The organism is Agrobacterium sp. S7/73, assembly GCF_019355535.1.
Classification (GTDB): domain Bacteria; phylum Pseudomonadota; class Alphaproteobacteria; order Rhizobiales; family Rhizobiaceae; genus Agrobacterium; species Agrobacterium tumefaciens.
Map to the genome: position 1 here is coordinate 2,642,854 of NZ_CP072136.1, position 19,215 is coordinate 2,662,068.

A 19,215-nucleotide genomic window follows, 5' to 3' on the forward strand; every position below is an offset into this window, starting at 1 on the left:
TTTAATGCGGCTCAACCTGCCAAACGGAAACAAGACCGTCAAGAAACAACTTGTCCGCACCGAGCTGACCGGAGCCCGCAAACGGGATTAAATCGTCATATCCCAGAAGCTTCGCTATTTGAGCAACACTGAAAAGCGAAAAAGGCGAACTGGAAGACGGTGCGCGCCATTCCACGATCGGCAGATCCTTGGCAACACCGCGCGTTTCGAAATAGCCGCGAATTTCCTTTTCGCCGCCAAGCGTGTCGACCAGCTTGTTGGCGAGCGCCTGTCTGCCCGTGAAAATCGATCCGTCCGCCAGTTTCAACACATCCTCGCGCGGCAATTTGCGGCGATCGGCCACAAGATCGACGAACCAGCCGTAGCTGTCCATCACCATGGAACGGATCATCGTCTTCGCCTCTTCGGGCGCCTCATGGAACGGCGAAGGCTCCGCCTTCATCGGAGAGGACTTTATTTCCTGCAGCGAGACGCCGAGCTTATCCATCAGCTGGCCGATCTGGGGATATTGAAAGATCACGCCGATAGAGCCGGTGATCGAGGTTTCGCCAGCGACGATGACGTCACCTGCAGATGCGATCATATATCCAGCGGAGGCGGCAAGCGTGCGGACATCGGACACCACCGGCTTCTTTTCCGCAACGCCGCGAATGGCCTTGAAGATGCGCTCGCCGCCATAGGTGGTGCCACCGGGCGATGAAATCGACACGATCAGCCCTTTGACATTGTCACTCTTGGCAATCTTGTCCAGCCGCTCCAGAAGTTCGGTATTGTCCTGGATCAGCCCGGAGATCTGGACACGGGCAATATGGGGTCTCTCGCTTTGCTGCGGGGTGGCCCATAAAAACCGGTAGAGGCCGAAAATGCCGGCGACAAACAGAAAAACAGCGGCAATCCGCCAGAAAGTCAGCTTGCGGCGCAATCGTCTGCGATCCGCTATCGCCATATTATCCATCGAAAACCCCTGCCTTCCGGCATTTGAAGCGTAATGTAAGCGTCATGGCCATATGGTTCTTCTAGCGCGAAGCCGCAAGGAAACAATAAGGAAACCAGAATTACGATTAAATTCGCATTTCCCTTGCACCTTTCCAGACAAAAACCATATTGGCAGGACAAAGCACTCATGCCAAAGACATCAAGATAAACATATAAGCTTCAGTTGCGCGCCAAAGTGGCGCCCAGGAAGTTTTCCGGACCCACTCTTATGCTCGAAAGACTCCGCCAACCCGCGCCAGCGTTTCCGCTGCCCAATGACCAGAACGGCGCTTACGAGCGCGCGCTGAGGCATTCCGCGCGCGTGAAGCGGCTGAAAATCATTCTGCCGCTCGGTGCGGCGATCATCTCGTTTGCCTTCGTCGCCGTTTCGCTCATTCGCACCTGGGCGCCCGAAGAGGTTTCGCTTGAAAGCGCAAGGATCGAAGACGGCAAGATCGTGATGGAAAAGCCGGCCGTTGCGGGCCGCAACGAGAAGGGGATCGACTACTCCATGAACGCAGACCGTGCGTTGCAGGATATCGCCAACCCCAACCTCATGACGCTCGAAAGGGTTCTGGCCGCGGTGCCTGTGAACGACAGCGTCGCCCAGGTGATCGCCAAGGAAGGCATTTTCGACCGGGCCACCAACACGCTCAAGATGACCGCCCCTTTTGACATCAATCTCAGCAATGGCATACAAGCGAAGTTCCAATCTGCGGATGTCGATCTGAAGGCTGGAAAAATGAGCAGCAAAGAGCCGGTTTCGATCAAAACAAACGACGGCGCCATTGTTGCGCAATCGATTGATATCGCGGATAATGGCAAGACTATTACATTTTCGGGGCAGGTACGCGCACGTATCGCTGCATCCAATATCAAGAATGAAGGCAAGTGAGAGCCCGGTCCAGATGATGCAAATTTCCCGTCCCGTTTCCCTTGGCAAATCCGCAGGCGTTACAGCCGCAGCTTTTGCTTTTTCCTGTCTTGCAACCGTGGCTTTCGCTCAGAACACCACCAGCAACATGACAGGCGTCAAGCTCTCCGGCGACCAGCCGATCGCTATCGAAAGCGATCAGCTCGAAATTCGGGATCAGGAGCGCAAGGCCTATTTCACCGGTAACGTGAAAGTTGTGCAGGGCACCACCACCCTTCAGGCCGGCAAGATGACGGTCAATTACAAGGGTGAAGGTTCCTCGCTCACCAGCGGTGACGCCAACATCGAAAAAATCTTCGTCGACAATAACGTCTACCTGACGTCCGAGACGCAGAAGGCCACGGCCGATCACGGCGAATTCGACATGGCGGCGCAGACCTTCATTCTGACCGGCAAGCAGGTTGTGCTGTCCGAGGGCGCGAATGTCTTCACCGGCTGCAAGCTCACTGTTCTGATGAATTCGGGGCAGGCAAAGCTTGAAAGCTGCGGCGGCCCTGTCCGGATCATGCTCGATCCGAAATCGCAGCAGAAGAAACAGTAGTCTCACCTCGTGAAGATAGCCTCGATCTCAAAAATATTTGGCGGTGGGCGCGACCGACCTGTGGACGCTGCGTCGCAGGCCGACAAGGCTCGCTATGACGGCACCCTGATCGCGCATGGTCTGACGAAGACCTACAATACACGGCGCGTCGTCAACGGCGTCTCGCTGGTCGTGCGCCGCGGTGAAGCCGTGGGGCTGCTTGGCCCGAACGGCGCAGGCAAAACCACCTGTTTCTACATGATCACGGGCCTTGTACCCGTCGATAGCGGCAAGATCGCCATCAACGGCAACGACGTCACCACCATGCCGATGTACAGGCGTGCCCGCCTCGGTGTCGGCTATCTGCCACAGGAAGCCTCCATCTTCCGTGGACTGACAGTCGAGGAAAACATCCGCGCCGTGCTGGAAGTGCACGAACCTGACAGCGCCAAGCGCAGCCGCAAGCTCGATGAGTTGCTGGAAGAGTTCCACATTGCGCAGCTGCGCAAATCGCCCGCTGTCGCGCTGTCGGGCGGCGAACGTCGCCGTCTGGAAATCGCCCGTGCTCTGGCGACCGATCCGACCTTCATGCTTCTGGACGAACCTTTTGCCGGCGTCGATCCGATCTCCGTCAGCGACATTCAGAACCTTGTCAGACATTTGACCGCGCGCGGGATCGGCGTTCTCATCACTGACCACAATGTCCGCGAAACGCTCGGCCTCATTGACCGCGCCTATATCATCCATGCCGGTGAGGTTCTCACCCATGGCCGTGCAGACGATATCGTCAACAATCCGGATGTGCGCCGGCTCTATCTCGGCAATAATTTTAGCCTTTAAGCTCCCGGGCGCGAAAGATTCTTCATCGCGCCCCGCAGTGACGCTTGACCAAACATAATAAAAAAGCAATTTTTGGGCCAAGTTTCGTTGCCAGCGCAAAATTTATGAAATTTGTGGCGACGAAGAAGCTGTAAGGGGAGTTTCGCGTCCGCCATGGCATTATCTGCCAGCCTTTTGCTGCGTCAAAACCAGTCTCTCGTGATGACACCGCAACTGATGCAGTCCATCCAGCTGCTTCAGATGACGCATTTCGAACTGACGCAGTTCATCGCGCAGGAGGTGGAGCGCAATCCTTTGCTTGAAATTGCGGCAAACGACGGCGATTTGAGCAGCGATAGCCCTGTTGATGCGGAGAATTTCGGCGATGCCGACAGCGAAGGGTCCGACAAGTCCGCGCCGGTAACGGCCGACAGCGACGACTGGTACGGCGATCGCGCGGCAAATCTCGGCGAACAGCTCGACACCAGCTTCGAAAATGTCTTTCCTGACGATACCGAACCCAGAAAGCCCGACGCACCCGAACTGGCGGGGCAGTGGAAATCCATGCCCGGGCAGGAGTCAGGCGAGAGTTACGATCTCGACGACTTCGTTGCCGCGAAACAGACCCTCAGCGACCATCTCAATCAGCAATTGCCTCTCGCCATATCCTCTGTGGAAGACAGGATGATTGCCGATGCGCTGATCGGCCAGCTCGACGAGACCGGATATATCGCCGTAGATGCCGTCGAAGACGTCGCTGAACGGCTTGGGGCGGCGCCTTCGGCAGTGGAGCGCATTCTGGAGAAGCTTCAGGGCTTTGATCCTCCCGGCGTGTTTTCCCGCTCGCTGAGCGAATGTCTGGCGATCCAGCTTGCCCAGAAGGACAGGCTTGATCCGGCAATGCGGGCTTTTATCGACAATCTGGAGCTTCTGGCGAAACGGGATTTCGCTTCTCTAAAAAAACTCTGCGGTGTGGATGAGGAAGACCTTCTCGACATGCTGGCGGAAATCCGCACGCTCAATCCGCGTCCGGGCGCTGGTTACGATTCGACCGTTTCCGAGACAATCGTTCCTGATATAATCATTCGCCCCTCCTCTGCCGGCGGCTGGCTTGTGGAAATCAACCCCGAGACCCTGCCGCGCGTGCTCATCAACCAGACCTATTTCGCAGAGGTTTCAAGGCACAAGTCGCGCGAGGGAGAGGATCAGGATTTCCTTTCCGAATGCATGCAGACGGCCCATTGGCTGACCCGCAGCCTCGACCAGCGCGCCAGAACGATCATGAAGGTAGCGACCGAAATCGTGCGCCAGCAGGACGCCTTTCTCGTCAATGGCGTGGACCACCTTCGCCCGCTGAACCTCAAGACGGTGGCCGACGCCATCAAGATGCACGAATCCACCGTCAGCCGGGTGACGTCGAAAAAATACATGCTGACGCCGCGCGGCCTGTTTGAGCTGAAATATTTCTTCAGTGTCTCCATCAGCTCGGTGGAAGGCGGTGACAGCCATTCGGCAGAAGCGGTGCGTCATCGCATCAAGGCGATGATCGCGCAGGAGGCCGCCGACGCAGTGCTTTCCGACGACGATATCGTCGATAATCTGAAAAAGAGCGGTATCGATCTTGCCCGCCGGACCGTGGCCAAATATCGCGAGGCGATGAACATCCCATCCTCCGTTCAGAGACGGCGCGAGAAGAAGGCCCTGGCCAGACTGTCGGCGTTCTGAGCGGTGGCGCTGGTCACGTTTTCAGGGCTTTCCAGCCGCACCATTGACTCTTGCTACGGCAAGGGCTAGAAGCCCGCCGCACACGTAAGCAAGGTCATTTGTAACGGATTCATCTCCACCGTCCATGGGCGTAAAATTCGAATGGGGGCTTTTAAAGGCCTTCGAAACGCTTGGATGCGCGCGCGGCTTGACGTAAGCTGGTACTCGCAAATCACTACAAAAAGGAAATTTTCCATGAGTGTGCGTGTATCTGGTAAACATATGGAGATCGGCGAATCTTTCCGGCAGCGGATTGAGGACAATATAGGTCTGGCAGTTACCAAATACTTCGATGGGGGGTATTCAGGCCAAGTGACCGTAGAGAAGTCCGGATCGCGTTTTGCAGCCGATTGCAAACTGCATCTCGATACGGGCGTTGTATTGCATGCGGCGGGTCAGGCAAATGATCCGCAAGCGAGTTTCGATGCCGCCGCCGAGCGTATCGAGAAGCGCCTGCGTCGCTACAAACGGAAGCTGAAGGACCATCACCACAATGGTTCCGCGGCGAACGGCGCGATGTCGGAAATCGCCTATACGGTAATGGATGCTGTCCCCGATGAGGACCACGAGGTTCCGGAAGACTACGCACCCACGATCGTTGCGGAAAGTTCGAAACAGATAAAGACGATGTCCGTCGCCAGCGCGGTGATGGCGCTCGACATGACGGACGAACCGGTTCTGCTGTTCCGCAGCCCCGGCAAGGAATATCTCAACATCGTCTACCGACGACATGACGGCAATATTGGCTGGATCGACGCGGAAACGATCAAGAGCTGAACAGTCTGACAAGACATGGGAGGCAGAGCGCGAAAGCGTATCTGCCTCCTGCATCGTCTCGATGGCATGAAGGAAAAAGAGAATGGCGTTGGCAGATTTGCTGCAACAAGATGCGATTATTCCCGCCCTCAAGGTGAATTCCAAAAAGCAATTGCTTCAGGAGCTGGCCGCAAAGGCAGCCAGAATTACCGGAGTCTCGGAACGGGAAGTTTTCGACGTCATCCTCCAGCGTGAGAAACTCGGCTCCACCGGTGTGGGGCACGGCATTGCCATTCCGCATGGCAAGCTGAGCAGCATCCATCAGATCACCGGCGTCTTCGCACGTCTTGAAACACCTGTTGATTTCGAGGCGCTGGATGACCAGCCGGTCGATCTGGTTTTCCTGCTGCTTGCACCCGAAGGCGCCGGCGCGGATCATCTGAAGGCGCTGTCGAGAATTGCCCGAGCTTTGCGCGACCCCGAGCTGGTGGCCAAGCTGCGTGCCACCGATTCCGACACGGCAATCTACGCCTTCCTCAATCAGGAGCAGGCGACCGCTGCCTGATCAAAGGCTGCCGACGGTCCTTTCCATGGACAAAAAAACGCGCCCTTGAGGCGCGTTTTTTATTGGAGCATTTCAAACAAAAGCGCGCCCCGGTTTTACATCCGAACGCGCTTTAGATGAGGGAATGCCTCACGCATCCTTCTCGTTGACGGAGGCGGTGCCCGGCTCGGGCGCTGCGGCGGTCTCCACCTTCGGGCCACCCTTTGAGACGCCAACCATGGCGGGGCGCAGCACCCGGTCACCGATGGTGAAACCGGCCTGAACCACCTGCAGTACCGTGTTGTTCGGAACTGCCGTGTTCGGAATTTCGAACATCGCCTGGTGGAAATTCGGATCGAATTTCTGGCCTTCCGCATCGATCTTTTTGACGCCATGTCGCTCCAGCGTCGAGAGCATCGAGCGCTCCGTCATCTCGACACCTTCGATCAGGCCGTTGAGACCGGCTTCGCCATTGGTCTTGAGTTCGTCCGGAATGGCTTCAAGAGCGCGGCGAAGATTGTCGGAAACGGCAAGCATGTCGCGCGCGAAAGCGGCGAGAGAATAGGCCTTCGCATCCTTGACTTCGCGCTCTGTGCGGCGACGAAGATTGTCCATTTCTGCTGCAAGACGCAGGAACTTGTCGCGCAGATCGGCATTTTCGGTCCTGAGCAGTTCGATCGGATCGGGCTCGGCAGCTTCCGCCGTCTCTTCCCCTGTAAATGCGGGTTCGACAAACTCTTCGGCGACGTCCGCGTCAGGTCCGGGCTTTTTCGTATCGTCGGTCATGACGTTCTCCAGATTTGAATATTGTTGGTTGCGCCCGATATCGAGGTTTGAAGGGCAAAAATCAAGGCTTGCGGCGAAAAGCTTGCCGCATTCTCTAACCTTGCGGGCTTGTCCTATCTCTGCTTTCGGGAAAGGCGGGCCATAATTTGTGCTGTGTAGTCCACCATAGGCACGATACGGGCGTAATTGAGCCTTGTGGGACCGATGACGCCGACGGCACCCACAACGCGATTTTCCTCATCCCGATAAGGTGCCACGATCAGTGACGAGCCTGACAGCGAGAAGAGCTTGTTTTCCGAGCCGATGAAAATCCTGACGCCTGAGCCACTTTCCGCAAGGTTGAGGATCTCGATGAGGTTTTCCTTGCGTTCCAGATCGTCGAACAGCAAGCGCACACGATCGATATCTTCCTCACCGGCCAGACCTTCCAGCAGGTTGGAGCGTCCGCGGACGATGAGGCGGCCGAGCTTGCCCTCTTCATTGTCGCCCGCCCATATGGCGAGACCCCGTTCGATGAGGTCCTGCGCGAGCGTGCCGAGTTCCGACTGCAATTCGGCACGCTGCGTCTGAAACTGGCCCCGCAGTTCCTGCAGCGTCTGCCCGGAAAGATGGGCATTGATGAAATTCGCCGCCTCTGTCAATTGCGATGACGAAATGCCGACCGGCAATTCGATGATACGGTTTTCGACCTGATTGTGGTCCCCTACCAGCACGGCAAGCGCCTTGGTGGGCTCCAGCCGGATGAATTCAACGTGCTTGAGAATGACGTCGCTCTTGGCCGTCAGCACCAGGCCAGCACCGCGCGACATGCCTGAAAGCATGCGGCTTGCCTCCGTCAGCAACCCTTCCAGCGATTGCTCGTGGCCGGCGACCGGACCGATCTGGCGGTCGATACTGGCTCTCTCATCGGCGGGCAGATCGCCCACCTGCATGAATGCGTCCACGAAGAAGCGCAGCCCCGTCTGGGTGGGCAGGCGACCGGCGCTGATATGCGGCGAATAGATGAGACCCAGTTCCTCGAGGTCGCTCATGACGTTGCGAACGGAGGCCGGTGAAAGCGACATCGGCAACAGCCGCGACAGGCTGCGCGACCCCAAGGGTTCGCCGGTGTCGAGATAGCCTTCGACGATGCGCCGGAAAATCTCCCGCGACCGTTCATCCAGCAACGATGCCTGATCTTTTGAAAGCGGTGCGGAAAAGCCCATATCATCCGTTCTTTATCGTCAAAACTCTGTCCGTACCAATATAATGCGTTGCACCGCTGCGGCAAAATGGAAATTGGCTTTGCAAAACCCCGGGGCGCGCCTTAGAAGGCAGGAACCAACATGGAGAGTGGATCATATGCGGCCTTCAGGCAGAAAAACCGATCAGATGCGCAAGGTTTCCTTCGAGCGCAATTTCTCGAAACATGCCGAAGGTTCCTGTCTGGTCAAATTCGGTGATACGCATGTGCTCGTCACCGCAAGCCTTGAGGAAAAGACGCCGCCGTGGCTGCGCAACAGCGGCAAGGGCTGGGTCACCGCCGAATACGGCATGCTGCCGCGTTCCACCCATGAGCGGATGAAACGCGAGGCCTCAGCCGGCAAGCAGGGCGGACGCACGCAGGAAATCCAGCGCCTTATCGGCCGCTCGCTGCGCGCAGTGGTCGACCTGCAGGCGCTCGGCGAGCGCCAGATCAGCATTGACTGCGACGTCATTCAGGCCGATGGCGGCACGCGCACGGCTTCCATCACCGGCGCATGGATCGCCCTGCATGATTGCCTGAAGTGGATGGAAACTCGCAACATGATCAAGGTCGAGAAGGTCCTGAAAGACCATATCGCCGCGATCTCCTGCGGCATCTTTGCAAAACAGCCGGTCATCGATCTCGATTATCTCGAGGATTCCTCCGCCGAGACCGATGCGAATTTCGTCATCACCGGCTCCGGCGGCATCGTCGAAGTGCAGGGAACCGCGGAAGGTGCCCCCTTCTCCGAAGAGGAATTCCTGACGCTGCTCGGTCTTGCAAAGGCCGGATGCAGCGAACTGGTGGCCCTTCAGAAGCAGGCAATCGCCTGAGCCGACAGGAAAACGTCATGCGCAAGCTCGATACCAGAACGATCGTTGTCGCCAGCCACAACAAGGGCAAGATCGCCGAAATCGCCGACCTGATCGGGCCTTTCGGCTTTTCAGCCAAATCGGCTGCGGAGCTGAACTTCGTGGAGCCGGACGAGACAGGCACCACCTTTGAGGAAAATGCTGCCATCAAGGCGCTTGCGTCTGCGAAGGCGTCCGGCCTGCCGGCTCTGTCTGACGATTCCGGTCTGGTGATCGATGCGCTGGATGGCGCGCCGGGCGTTTACACCGCCAATTGGGCGGAAACCGCTGACGGTACGCGCGACTTCGCCATGGCCATGCAGAAGGTCGAGGATGCGCTTGCCGAACGCGGTGCAACGAAGCCGGAAGACCGCACGGGCCGCTTCGTCAGCGTGCTGTGCCTTGCCTGGCCGGACGGGCATGTCGAATATTTTCGCGGCGAGGTGGAAGGCACGGTGGCGTGGCCCCCGCGCGGAACGAGCGGTTTCGGCTATGACCCGATCTTCAAACCGGAAGGTTACGACACCACATTCGGTGAAATGACCGCAGACGAAAAACACGGCTGGAAGCACGGCGATGCGTTTGCGCTCTCCCACCGTGCCCGCGCGTTCAAAAAATTCGTCGAAACCTGTCTGGAGGCATGAACCCGATGACCGGGGAGCACCAACTTTCTGCCCCCGGCGCGTCGCTTCTGCCGGATACGGGCGATCCCGGTTTCGGGATCTATCTGCACTGGCCCTTCTGTGCGGCCAAATGCCCCTATTGCGATTTCAACAGCCATGTCCGCCACCGCCCGGTGGATCAGGAACGGTTCACTGCGGCGTTCCTCAGCGAAATGGCAAAGATGCGGGCGCTCAGCGGTCCGCGTGTCGTTACCAGCATTTTCATGGGCGGCGGCACACCTTCGCTGATGGACCCGCAGACCGTAGGCGCGCTTCTTGATGGCGTTTCGCGCTTCTGGCATGTGCCTGATGGTATCGAGATCACCATGGAGGCCAATCCTTCAAGCGTCGAGGCGGAGCGGTTTCGCGGTTACCGGGCAGCCGGCGTCAATCGCGTCTCGCTCGGCGTCCAGGCGCTGAACGACCGGGACCTGAAGTTCCTTGGCCGTCTGCATGATGTTGCCGATGCGCTTAAAGCCATCCGTCTGGCGCGGGAGATTTTTCCGCGCATGTCCTTCGATCTGATTTACGCCCGCCCGAACCAGACGGTGGCCGAATGGGACGCTGAGCTGAAGGAAGCCGTCTCCTACGCCGTCGACCATCTGTCGCTCTATCAGCTCACTATCGAGGAAGGCACGCCGTTCTACGGGCTGCACAAGGCTGGCAAGCTGATCGTACCGGATGGCGAGCATTCGGCGGTGCTTTATGAAGCGACGCAGGAAATCACCGAGCGTTACGGCATGCCGGCGTACGAGGTTTCCAATCATGCCCGCCCCGGTGCGGAAAGCCGCCATAACCTGACCTATTGGCGTTATGGCGATTATGCCGGTATTGGACCCGGTGCGCATGGACGCCTGACCAATGGCGCCTCCAAGCTCGCCACCGTCACCGAGCGCCATCCCGAAACCTGGCTCGAGACCGTCGAGCGTGAAGGCCACGGCATGGTCGATCAGGAGCTTCTCGGCGTCGACGAACAGGCAGACGAATTGCTGCTGATGGGCCTTCGCCTGCGCGAAGGCATTGATCTTGCTCGCTGGAGCGATCTCTCCGGCCGCGAGCTCGACCCGGAGAAAGAGGAATTCCTCCTGCAACACGGCTTCGTGGAACGGATCGGCAATTCCCGCCTGCGCTGCACTCCTTCCGGCATGCTTATTCTGGATGCCGTGGTCGCCGATCTCGCCTGCTGACCGGCAGCCTGCCTGGTCCTGAGCCAATCAACAACCGAGAAACCAATAAAAAAGCGGCCCAAAGGCCGCTTTTTTCATGCGTTGTTTTCGTTGATCAGGCGCTTCAGCAGCTCAACCTCGTGGCCGAGCTTGGTGTCGCCGGAAATCAGATCCTCGATCTTGCGCACCGCGTGAAGAACCGTGGTGTGGTCGCGACCGCCGAAACGGCGACCGATCTCGGGAAATGAGCGCGGTGTCAGCATCTTGGCCAGATACATGGCGATCTGGCGCGGCTTGACGATGACGCGGGTGCGACGGTTGGAAACCAGCTCCTGCCGCGACACATTATAATGCCTGGCGACGATGCGCTGAATATCCTCGATACGGACGCGCTTGGCCTCCCCACTACCGACGAGGTGCGACAGCAGCTCATCGACACGGTCAACCGAGAGGTTCGGCTCGAAAGAGCGTCGGAACATCAGCTGGTTGAAGGCGCCTTCAAGCTCGCGTCCGCTCGCTGTCACGCTTTTGGCCACATGGGTCAGTATTTCGTCCGAAATCTCGAAAGACGGATCGTCCTGACGCGCAGAACCCATGCGACGGTTGAGCATTTCGTAGCGCATGTCGTAATCGGGACCTTCGATCTCGATGGCCATGCCACCCTGAAGGCGCGAACGGACACGCGGATCAAGCGATTCCAGCTCCCACGGCGCGCGGTCAGCGGCCACGACTACCTGCTTGGCGCTGTCGAGCAGCATGTTCAACAGGTGGCAGAATTCGTGCTGGATCATCTTGCCCTGCAGGAACTGCATGTCGTCGATGACAAGAAGGTCGATATTGCGCAGGGTGTCCTTCAGCGTCAGCGCATCATTGTCGCGGATCGCGGTCGCAAAACGCCACATGAAATATTCGGCCGTCAGATAGACCACACGCGGGTTGCGCGGGCTGTCGATGGCGGCATTGGCAATCGCCTGCAGAAGGTGTGTCTTGCCAAGCCCGACACCCGCATGAATGAACAGCGGATTGAAGCGCACAGCACCGGCACCCGCTTCAGCGATCGTCTTTGCCGCCGCAAGCGCGACGCGGTTGGACGAGCCCTCGACAAAAGTGTCAAAGGTGAAACGTGTATCGAGCGGCGAACCGAACAGCGGCCCGGAGCTACCCTGCCGCAGCGTCGCCTGCGCCGCCGCAGGCTGTGCAGAAGGTGCTGTCGCCGGCTGCGACGGAATGAAGGACTTGTTGCGCGCAACCGCGCCCATGTCCTGAACGGGCTGCACCCGTTCCTCGACCTGCGCGGGGCGGGCCGGGCGGCTGGCGGAGCGGACAAGAATTTCCACCTTCAGCACGTCCGGATCCTCGCTTTGGACGAGACTGGTGATCAGATCCATATAACGGTTGTTGATCCAGGACTTCAGAAAGGTCGTCGGAACGGTAAAACGGACGACGCTTTTCGAAACGGTGTGGAGTTTGAGCCGTGCAAACCAGCTTGCATAGACCTCGGGACCAACCTGTGCCTTCAGCCGCGCGCTAAAACGTTCAAACAGCGCATCGTGCTTCATTGCCGATTTATCCCCTGCCGCTTCTGAGCAAGCTGCATCACGAGCCTGTGGTGCGCGGTCCCCATCGGCCACCGCACCCATCGCCAAATTCAATTGCATATTGCCGCCTTTCAAATTGCCAATCATAGCCTGACGATCAAAAAACGATCGCCAGAGATCCCCCTCGTATTATTTCCCGCCTCCAGCACTCCCCTCGAAAGAGCGTCAAAGACTACTACTTGTTTGCGAGCCGGTTATCCCATTTCCCTCCCCTTCATGGAGAGGCCTGCGACACGCTAAAAACGCTCCTTTCGCTACAACTGTAAGGCGCATTCTTAAGGACAAAAAGCTCCAGCCCGTTCCGAGACCGAAACGGCACAAAAAGCTCAATGACCTGAGAAAACGGACCTCGAAAGGCCCGCCAGCAAGAAGGTGAATATCGTCGATACGATCATCGAGATAATCTGTGGACTGAGATCCGCACCCCTTGTTGAAATGCATTTAGGCAGGATCGTGGGGAGAGATCAATGGCGTTTTTTCTGCAAAAACTCAGATCGACCATTGACTCGCAATGGTCGTTTTGCATCACCGGCAAGGTCCGAAGCAGAATCGCTTATGAATCAATGAGATTCAATTTTGGCATTTTTCGATAGCCCGTTTTGGCAAAAAAATAAAAATCTTCTTGACTCAAAACTGGCTGCGACTTCCGTAGAGAAAGCTTCCCATTTTTCGGGAGACCTCCGGCAATCCATTGTTTTTATTCAGTTTTTCTTGTCGCTCATCTGACACGCGTTTGTCACGTTACGGCAGGAATGATTAACGTAGGGTTAGAATCACAAAAAGCCCGGTCAAAAGACCAGGCTTTTTGAATAGTTAATTGTGATTAGCCGGATTAGGCGGAAAGAGCCTTAACGCGCTGGGCAAGACGCGACACCTTACGGGATGCCGTGTTGCCATGCAGAACGCCACGCGTCGCTGCGCGCTGGATCTCAGGCTGAGCTGCCTTCAGAGCTTCGGTGGCTACTGCCAGATCGCCCGAAGCGATAGCTTCCTCGACCTTGCGGATGAAGCCGCGAACGCGCGAACGGCGAGCCTTGTTGACTGCGGTACGGCGAGCGATCTTGCGGGTCGCCTTTTTCGCCGAAGTTGTATTGGCCATGTATGCCTCTCTTCGAATTCAAACCAAATTCCGCAACCAGAGGATCGGGTCGTTCGAAGACCTCGCTTAACCCAAGAATGCGGGAGTAATTTCGGACAAGCCGGATGGCTTTCCTTAACCGTGGGCGGGCATATACCGCTAAAGCGTACGCCCGTCAACGCGCAAATGGCGGAAAACGCCGATATTCCGAATCCTTAGCGATTCCGGAAAGCGGGTTTGCGCTTTTCAACGAAGGCCGCCATGCCCTCCTTCTGATCCGCTGTTGCAAAGAGCGACTGAAAGGATCGCCTTTCATATCTCAGCCCTTCCGAAAGAGGAACCTCGAAGGAGCGATTGACGCTTTCCTTGGCCATGAGAACGGAAGCGCGAGACAGCGAGGCGATGCGCGTGGCGGCATCCACCGCCTCATCCATGAGATTTGCCGCGGGGACGATCCGCGAAACGAGGCCGGCGCGCTCTGCCTCGGCCGCATCCATCATGCGGCCGGTCAGAACCAGATCCATCGCCTTCGCCTTGCCCACCGCCCGCGTCAGCCGCTGCGAGCCGCCCATGCCGGGAATGACGCCAAGCGTGATTTCCGGCTGGCCGAATTTCGCCGTGTCCGAAGCGATGATGAAATCGCACATCATTGCCAGCTCACACCCGCCGCCCAGCGCAAAGCCGGAGACTGCGGCAATGACCGGCTTGCGGGTCGATGCGACCTCGTCCCAGCCGCCGAGAAAGTCGCCGACATAGGCATCGACAAAATCCAGCCCCTGCATTTCCTTGATGTCCGCGCCAGCGGCAAATGCCTTTTCCGACCCCGTTATAATGATCGCGCCGATGGAATCGTCAGCAGAGAACGAGGAGAGAATGTGCCGCAGCTCCTTCAGAAGCACCGAATTGAGGGCGTTGAGCGCCTTGGGCCGGTTTAGCGTGATGACGCCCACCTCGTCGCGTTTCTCGACCAGTATCGTTTCATAATCCACGGCAGTCTCCCTCGCCATTATTCCGCCTCAGCTACTTCTGGCAGGCCGCGCAATAAAAGGTCGAACGACCGGCCTGCACTATCCTTTCAACCGTACCCCCGCAGCCGGGTGTACGGCAAGGCTGGCCTTCCTGATCGTAGACTGAAAAGGAATGCTGGAAATAACCGAGCGTTCCGTCCGTCTGTATATGGTCGCGCAGGGAAGAGCCGCCGGCGGCGATTGCGTCCGCGATCACGTCCCGGATCCTCTCCGTGAGGTTGATGAGCTGCGGCTTCGGCTCTCCGGTTTTGGTCACCAGCGTTCCCGCCGCCCGCAAAGGAGAGAGATGGGCACGCCACAGCGCCTCACAGACATAGATATTGCCAAGGCCCGCAATAACCTTCTGGTCCAGCAGCGTGCTTTTTAACGGCTGGCTTTTACCCTGGAACCGGCTCGCGAGATAATCCGCGCTCAGCACGTTGCCGGTCGGTTCCGGTCCCAGCCCCGCAAAAGCGGGGTAGAGGTCGAGCTTGTTGCGCTCCACCAGATGCATGAAGCCAAAGCGGCGCGGGTCATTATAGATGACGCAGATGCGCTCTTCGCCCTTATCCAGATGAAAGACGACATGATCGTGCTTGCCGTCCTTCGAGCGGGCATAATGAAACGCGCCGGGCGCGTTCCTATTCCCTGCCTCATCTGCCGCCGCCTCGATACGGAACGAGCCGGACATTCCAAGATGGGCAACGATCGTCAGCCCGTCTTCCAGCTCTATCAAGAGATACTTCGCCCTGCGCCCGAGCGATATGATCGTCCTGCCCTCGATCAGGCCCGCGAAGTCCTCCGGGAACGGAAAGCGCAGATCGGGACGGCCAAGATGGAGCTTGCGGATTCTTGCCCCTTCCATGGTGGGCGCGAGGCCGCGTCTGACGGTTTCGACTTCTGGCAATTCTGGCATCTGGCTTATCCGGCAGTTTATCGTTAGGACCATGTGGTCTATACAATGCACGCGAAATGTCGCGCCCAGGCGATGCGGCAACAGATAGCGTCGCCATGGCGTTTCCGCTATGGTCCGCCACGCAATTAATATGGAGACAGACGATGACCGACGCCCGTACCAACGCCCAAGGCGGCATGGAAACGTCCTATGGCTTCCACAAAGTGGACGAAGGCAAAAAGCAGGGGCTGGTCAACGATGTCTTCCACAAGGTGGCCAAGCGCTACGACATTATGAACGACGTGATGTCGGCCGGCCTGCACCGGCTGTGGAAGGACGCCATGGTGTCCTCGCTTTCACCGCGCAAGGACGCCTCTTACAAGGTGCTTGACGTAGCTGGTGGCACCGGCGATATCGCTTTCCGCATCGTGGAAGCCTCCAACCGTCTGGCGCATGCCACCGTTCTCGATATCAACGGCTCGATGCTTGCCGTTGGCGAGGAGCGCGCGGCAAAACGAAAACTCTCCGACAATCTGACCTTCGTTGAAGCCAATGCCGAGGAGCTGCCCTTCGAGGCGAATACCTTCGACGCCTATACGGTCGCCTTCGGCATTCGCAACGTACCGCGCATCGACGTTGCGCTGAAAGAAGCCTACCGCGTGCTGAAACGTGGCGGGCGACTGTTGGTGTTGGAATTTTCCGAAGTGGAAATGCCGCTACTCGACCGCGTCTATGATGCATGGTCGTTCAACGCCATTCCGCAATTCGGCAAGATGATCACCGGGGATGCCGAGCCCTATCAATATCTGGTCGAGTCTATCCGCAAATTCCCCAATCAGGAGGATTTCGCAACGATGATCCGTACCGCCGGCTTTTCGCGCGTGACCTATACCAATTACACCGGCGGTATCGCCGCCCTGCATTCCGGCTGGAAGCTTTAAGACCATGCCCGGCAAAAGCAGGAGACAAGCATAAGCATGAGCACTTTGGGCGCATATTTCCGCCTCGCAAGGGTTGGCTGGGTTCTCGTGCGCGAAGGCGTCGTGCTGGCCTTGCCATCCGATGACCTTCCTGCCTCCGCGCAAGTGATGAAGGCATTGCTGAAGCCATTCGCCCGCAGCAAGGCCAAGCGGGCGCAACGTAGCGACCGGCTGGCGGTAGCTGTCGAGCGGCTTGGCCCGTCCTATGTGAAGATGGGACAGTTTCTGGCCACAAGGCCGGATGTGGTCGGCGCCGACTTCGCCGACGATCTTGCGAGCCTGCAGGACCGCATGGCATTTTTCCCCGCAGCCGCGGCCAAGGCTAACATCGAAGGTTCGCTCGGGCGGTCTGTTTCAGAACTCTACACGGAATTTGGCGATCCGATCGCCGCCGCTTCCATCGCCCAGGTTCACCCGGCGATAGTGGATACGCCGAAAGGGCCGCGCAAGGTCGCCGTCAAGGTCATTCGCCCCGGCGTTCGCCAGCGCTTCCAGAACGATCTGGAGGCGATGTATCTGATCGCCGACCTGCAACAGCGTTTCGTCCGCTCTGCCCGCCGCCTGCGGCCGGTGGAAGTCACTCGCACGCTGGAACAGACAACCAAGATCGAGATGGATCTGCGGCTTGAGGCCGCCGCCCTTTCCGAACTTGCCGAAAATACCAAAGAAGACCCCGGATTCCGCGTTCCGGAGGTAGATTGGGAACGCACCGGCCGCGATGTCGTCACCATGGAATGGATCGACGGCGTCAAGATGTCGGATATTGAGGGACTGAAGGCTGCCGGTCACGATCTGAACAAGCTGGCTGATACCCTCATCCAGTCCTTCCTGCGGCACACGTTGCGCGACGGCTTTTTCCATGCCGACATGCACCCCGGCAATCTCTTTGTCGATCCGCAGGGCATGATCGTAGCCGTGGATATGGGCATTGCCGGGCGGCTGGGCAAAAAAGAACGCAGGTTCCTTGCCGAAATCCTCTACGGCTTCATCACCCGCGATTACATGCGCGTCGCGGAGGTGCATTTCGAGGCCGGTTATGTGCCGGGCCATCACGACAAAGCCAGCTTTGCGCAGGCGATCCGCGCCATCGGCGAACCGATCCACGGCCAGCCGGCCGAGACGATCTCCATGGGCAAGTTGCTGACGCTACTGTTCGAAGTTACCGAGCTCTTCGACATGGAAACGCGCCCGGAACTGGTGATGCTGCAAAAGACCATGGTGGTGGTGGAAGGCGTATCCCGCATGCTCAATCCGCGTTTCAACATGTGGAAAGCGGCCGATCCGGTCGTCAGCGGCTGGATAAGAGACAATCTTGGCCCGAAACGCATTGTCACCGATCTGAAGGACGGCGTGAAGGCGGCTCTCAAGCTTGCGGAAGCGGCTCCCGAGATCGCTGCCAAGACGGAGAAGCTGCATTCCGACCTGGTGTATATGAGCGAGAACGGCCTGCGTTTCGACGCCCAGACCGCGGAAGCGATCGGCAAGGCGGAAGCGCGCCACACCAAATGGGGCCGGGCGGCGCTCTGGGTGATTGCGCTGACGCTTCTCTATATCGCGATCAGGATCAGCTAAACGATATTCAAACTCGGCGCTCACGCCGGTGCGGCACACTTTCGAACCGAAAATCGCCGGTCTTCCAGTTCGATAGATGCGTACCATGCTGCTGCAACATATCGAGGATAATGACCTGATCTTGGTTGAAAGTTAAATGATTGCCGGACGGGAATTGAGATTGATGGCAAAAAATGAAGCCGTAAAACGGGTCCTTACCTATTGCTCGTGGCCCATGGTGTTTTTTCTCGGTCTTACCGGGGCTTATTTCGCTTTTTCGAGTGAGCATCCGATCACCACATTCCTCGCCGTCTACGCGGGCGCGGTGGCCAGCCTGTTTCTTCTTGAGCGTTACATTCCCTATGAGACGGAATGGCTTCAGTCTGATGGTGAAACCGTCAACAATATCGCCCACACGCTCTTGACCAAGGGGCTTGTTCAGCTTGCTGCCACGGCAGCGGTGCTCTTTCCAATGCTGACCGCAATTTTTCTGCAACCTTTGGCGGCCATGAAATTCGACCTGTGGCCTTCTCAGTTGCCGATGGTTGTTCAGGTCACGCTCGCCCTGATGATCGCTGAATTCGGTCTCTACTGGGCGCACCGTATCGCCCATGAAACGGTGTTCTTCTGGCGTTTTCACGCGCTTCATCACAGCGTTGTCCGCCTTTGGGTCGTCAATACGGGCCGTTTTCATGTGGCCGACTCGCTGTTCAAGATCGCGCTCAGCCAGATTCCGCTTTATCTCATGGGCGCGCCGTTGCAGGTGTTTTGGTGGCTCGCGGCTGTGACCGCCTTCATCGGCATTCTGACCCATTGCAATGTGGATATGAAAACCGGGCCGCTGGACTACGTGTTCAGCACGCCCCGGCTGCACCGTTGGCACCACTCCAAAGAGCTGCCTGAGGGAAATACCAATTATGGCGAGAACCTTGTCATTTTTGACCAGTTGTTCGGCAGCTATTTCAATCCCGATCGCCCTTCCTCGACCAACATCGGCATCAAGGGAGAAATCGCAAAGGGCTTTCTGCCGCAGCTTTTTCAGCCTTTCACTAAAGAAGGGGTTCGCCAGATCATCGGGCGAAACACGAAAGAAAATTGAAGGGA

The 19,215-nt window shown here is 57.8% G+C and carries 19 protein-coding genes; 12 read left to right on the forward strand and 7 right to left on the reverse strand.

Features of this window, described 5'->3' with window-relative positions:
• Position 1: 1 nt before the first annotated feature.
• Positions 2 to 955 (reverse strand): signal peptide peptidase SppA, encoded by a 954-nt coding sequence (gene sppA, locus J5276_RS13125; RefSeq protein WP_013635364.1) that lies wholly within the window; start codon positions 953 to 955, stop codon positions 2 to 4.
• A gap of 249 nt (positions 956 to 1,204) precedes the next feature.
• Here sppA and lptC point away from each other — a divergent pair, with 249 nt between their 5' ends.
• The 6 genes from lptC to ptsN all read left to right on the forward strand — a co-directional run bounded on the left by lptC (position 1,205) and on the right by ptsN (position 6,333).
• Entirely contained in the window at positions 1,205 to 1,870 is a 666-nt protein-coding gene (gene lptC, locus J5276_RS13130; RefSeq protein WP_003514764.1) for an LPS export ABC transporter periplasmic protein LptC, read from the forward strand.
• 13 nt (positions 1,871 to 1,883) lie between these two features.
• The gene (locus J5276_RS13135) at positions 1,884 to 2,450 is read left to right on the forward strand and encodes an LptA/OstA family protein (protein WP_003514763.1); all 567 of its coding nucleotides are present in this window, start codon (positions 1,884 to 1,886) and stop codon (positions 2,448 to 2,450) included.
• A 9-nt stretch (positions 2,451 to 2,459) separates the two neighbouring features.
• Positions 2,460 to 3,269, forward strand: a complete 810-nt coding sequence (lptB, locus tag J5276_RS13140; protein WP_003514762.1) for an LPS export ABC transporter ATP-binding protein — start codon at positions 2,460 to 2,462, stop codon at positions 3,267 to 3,269.
• Positions 3,270 to 3,422: 153 nt separating this feature from the next.
• Positions 3,423 to 4,973 (forward strand): RNA polymerase factor sigma-54, encoded by a 1,551-nt coding sequence (gene rpoN, locus J5276_RS13145; RefSeq protein ID WP_112154797.1) that lies wholly within the window; start codon positions 3,423 to 3,425, stop codon positions 4,971 to 4,973.
• Between the two features lie 234 nt (positions 4,974 to 5,207).
• Entirely contained in the window at positions 5,208 to 5,789 is a 582-nt protein-coding gene (hpf, locus tag J5276_RS13150) for a ribosome hibernation-promoting factor, HPF/YfiA family (protein WP_003514759.1), read from the forward strand.
• 82 nt (positions 5,790 to 5,871) lie between these two features.
• Positions 5,872 to 6,333 carry a PTS IIA-like nitrogen regulatory protein PtsN gene (gene ptsN / locus J5276_RS13155; protein WP_003493488.1) on the forward strand — a complete coding sequence of 154 codons (462 nt, stop codon included), beginning with the start codon at positions 5,872 to 5,874 and terminating at the stop codon, positions 6,331 to 6,333.
• Between the two features lie 129 nt (positions 6,334 to 6,462).
• Here ptsN and grpE read toward each other — a convergent pair whose 3' ends face one another.
• Both grpE and hrcA read right to left on the reverse strand, forming a co-directional pair.
• Positions 6,463 to 7,098, reverse strand: a complete 636-nt coding sequence (gene grpE / locus J5276_RS13160) for a nucleotide exchange factor GrpE (protein WP_112154798.1) — start codon at positions 7,096 to 7,098, stop codon at positions 6,463 to 6,465.
• A gap of 113 nt (positions 7,099 to 7,211) precedes the next feature.
• On the reverse strand, positions 7,212 to 8,303 hold the full coding sequence (gene hrcA, locus J5276_RS13165; protein WP_003514754.1) for a heat-inducible transcriptional repressor HrcA: 1,092 nt from the start codon (positions 8,301 to 8,303) through the stop codon (positions 7,212 to 7,214).
• A 136-nt stretch (positions 8,304 to 8,439) separates the two neighbouring features.
• Here hrcA and rph point away from each other — a divergent pair, with 136 nt between their 5' ends.
• Genes rph through hemW form a run of 3 tightly spaced genes read left to right on the forward strand, consistent with a single transcriptional unit; the run spans position 8,440 to position 11,023 of the window.
• Positions 8,440 to 9,156, forward strand: coding sequence for a ribonuclease PH (rph, locus tag J5276_RS13170; RefSeq protein ID WP_003514752.1), 717 nt, complete (start codon positions 8,440 to 8,442; stop codon positions 9,154 to 9,156).
• Between the two features lie 17 nt (positions 9,157 to 9,173).
• Positions 9,174 to 9,818 carry an RdgB/HAM1 family non-canonical purine NTP pyrophosphatase gene (gene rdgB / locus J5276_RS13175; protein WP_003514751.1) on the forward strand — a complete coding sequence of 215 codons (645 nt, stop codon included), beginning with the start codon at positions 9,174 to 9,176 and terminating at the stop codon, positions 9,816 to 9,818.
• A 5-nt stretch (positions 9,819 to 9,823) separates the two neighbouring features.
• Entirely contained in the window at positions 9,824 to 11,023 is a 1,200-nt protein-coding gene (hemW, locus tag J5276_RS13180) for a radical SAM family heme chaperone HemW (protein ID WP_003514749.1), read from the forward strand.
• A gap of 74 nt (positions 11,024 to 11,097) precedes the next feature.
• Here the strand turns inward: hemW and dnaA are convergent, their stop codons facing one another.
• From dnaA to mutM, 4 genes are all read right to left on the reverse strand, one after another.
• Positions 11,098 to 12,561: a chromosomal replication initiator protein DnaA gene (gene dnaA / locus J5276_RS13185; RefSeq protein ID WP_003514748.1), complete on the reverse strand. Its 1,464-nt coding sequence runs from the start codon at positions 12,559 to 12,561 to the stop codon at positions 11,098 to 11,100.
• Between the two features lie 871 nt (positions 12,562 to 13,432).
• Entirely contained in the window at positions 13,433 to 13,699 is a 267-nt protein-coding gene (gene rpsT, locus J5276_RS13190; protein ID WP_003493474.1) for a 30S ribosomal protein S20, read from the reverse strand.
• A gap of 194 nt (positions 13,700 to 13,893) precedes the next feature.
• Complete coding sequence (locus J5276_RS13195; protein ID WP_003514743.1) at positions 13,894 to 14,667, reverse strand: enoyl-CoA hydratase; 774 nt, start codon at positions 14,665 to 14,667, stop codon at positions 13,894 to 13,896.
• Between the two features lie 31 nt (positions 14,668 to 14,698).
• Positions 14,699 to 15,601 (reverse strand): bifunctional DNA-formamidopyrimidine glycosylase/DNA-(apurinic or apyrimidinic site) lyase, encoded by a 903-nt coding sequence (mutM, locus tag J5276_RS13200; RefSeq protein WP_112178708.1) that lies wholly within the window; start codon positions 15,599 to 15,601, stop codon positions 14,699 to 14,701.
• A 143-nt stretch (positions 15,602 to 15,744) separates the two neighbouring features.
• Here mutM and ubiE point away from each other — a divergent pair, with 143 nt between their 5' ends.
• The 3 genes from ubiE to J5276_RS13215 all read left to right on the forward strand — a co-directional run bounded on the left by ubiE (position 15,745) and on the right by J5276_RS13215 (position 19,210).
• Complete coding sequence (gene ubiE / locus J5276_RS13205; RefSeq protein ID WP_112154800.1) at positions 15,745 to 16,521, forward strand: bifunctional demethylmenaquinone methyltransferase/2-methoxy-6-polyprenyl-1,4-benzoquinol methylase UbiE; 777 nt, start codon at positions 15,745 to 15,747, stop codon at positions 16,519 to 16,521.
• 36 nt (positions 16,522 to 16,557) lie between these two features.
• On the forward strand, positions 16,558 to 18,132 hold the full coding sequence (gene ubiB / locus J5276_RS13210; RefSeq protein ID WP_112154801.1) for a 2-polyprenylphenol 6-hydroxylase: 1,575 nt from the start codon (positions 16,558 to 16,560) through the stop codon (positions 18,130 to 18,132).
• Between the two features lie 163 nt (positions 18,133 to 18,295).
• Positions 18,296 to 19,210: a sterol desaturase family protein gene (locus J5276_RS13215; protein ID WP_013635359.1), complete on the forward strand. Its 915-nt coding sequence runs from the start codon at positions 18,296 to 18,298 to the stop codon at positions 19,208 to 19,210.
• The last annotated feature ends 5 nt before the right edge of the window (positions 19,211 to 19,215 follow it).

Excerpts from the sequence above, each read along its gene's own strand:
- sppA (WP_013635364.1), bottom strand. The coding sequence starts at position 955 with ATGGATAATATGGCGATAGCGGATCGCAGACGATTGCGCCGCAAGCTG.
- lptC (WP_003514764.1), top strand. The coding sequence starts at position 1,205 with ATGCTCGAAAGACTCCGCCAACCCGCGCCAGCGTTTCCGCTGCCCAAT.
- J5276_RS13135 (WP_003514763.1), top strand. The coding sequence starts at position 1,884 with ATGATGCAAATTTCCCGTCCCGTTTCCCTTGGCAAATCCGCAGGCGTT.
- rpoN (WP_112154797.1), top strand. The coding sequence starts at position 3,423 with ATGGCATTATCTGCCAGCCTTTTGCTGCGTCAAAACCAGTCTCTCGTG.
- hpf (WP_003514759.1), top strand. The coding sequence starts at position 5,208 with ATGAGTGTGCGTGTATCTGGTAAACATATGGAGATCGGCGAATCTTTC.
- ptsN (WP_003493488.1), top strand. The coding sequence starts at position 5,872 with ATGGCGTTGGCAGATTTGCTGCAACAAGATGCGATTATTCCCGCCCTC.
- grpE (WP_112154798.1), bottom strand. The coding sequence starts at position 7,098 with ATGACCGACGATACGAAAAAGCCCGGACCTGACGCGGACGTCGCCGAA.
- hrcA (WP_003514754.1), bottom strand. The coding sequence starts at position 8,303 with ATGGGCTTTTCCGCACCGCTTTCAAAAGATCAGGCATCGTTGCTGGAT.
- rph (WP_003514752.1), top strand. The coding sequence starts at position 8,440 with ATGCGGCCTTCAGGCAGAAAAACCGATCAGATGCGCAAGGTTTCCTTC.
- rdgB (WP_003514751.1), top strand. The coding sequence starts at position 9,174 with ATGCGCAAGCTCGATACCAGAACGATCGTTGTCGCCAGCCACAACAAG.
- hemW (WP_003514749.1), top strand. The coding sequence starts at position 9,824 with ATGACCGGGGAGCACCAACTTTCTGCCCCCGGCGCGTCGCTTCTGCCG.
- dnaA (WP_003514748.1), bottom strand. The coding sequence starts at position 12,561 with ATGAAGCACGATGCGCTGTTTGAACGTTTTAGCGCGCGGCTGAAGGCA.
- rpsT (WP_003493474.1), bottom strand. The coding sequence starts at position 13,699 with ATGGCCAATACAACTTCGGCGAAAAAGGCGACCCGCAAGATCGCTCGC.
- mutM (WP_112178708.1), bottom strand. The coding sequence starts at position 15,601 with ATGCCAGAATTGCCAGAAGTCGAAACCGTCAGACGCGGCCTCGCGCCC.
- ubiE (WP_112154800.1), top strand. The coding sequence starts at position 15,745 with ATGACCGACGCCCGTACCAACGCCCAAGGCGGCATGGAAACGTCCTAT.
- ubiB (WP_112154801.1), top strand. The coding sequence starts at position 16,558 with ATGAGCACTTTGGGCGCATATTTCCGCCTCGCAAGGGTTGGCTGGGTT.
- J5276_RS13215 (WP_013635359.1), top strand. The coding sequence starts at position 18,296 with ATGGCAAAAAATGAAGCCGTAAAACGGGTCCTTACCTATTGCTCGTGG.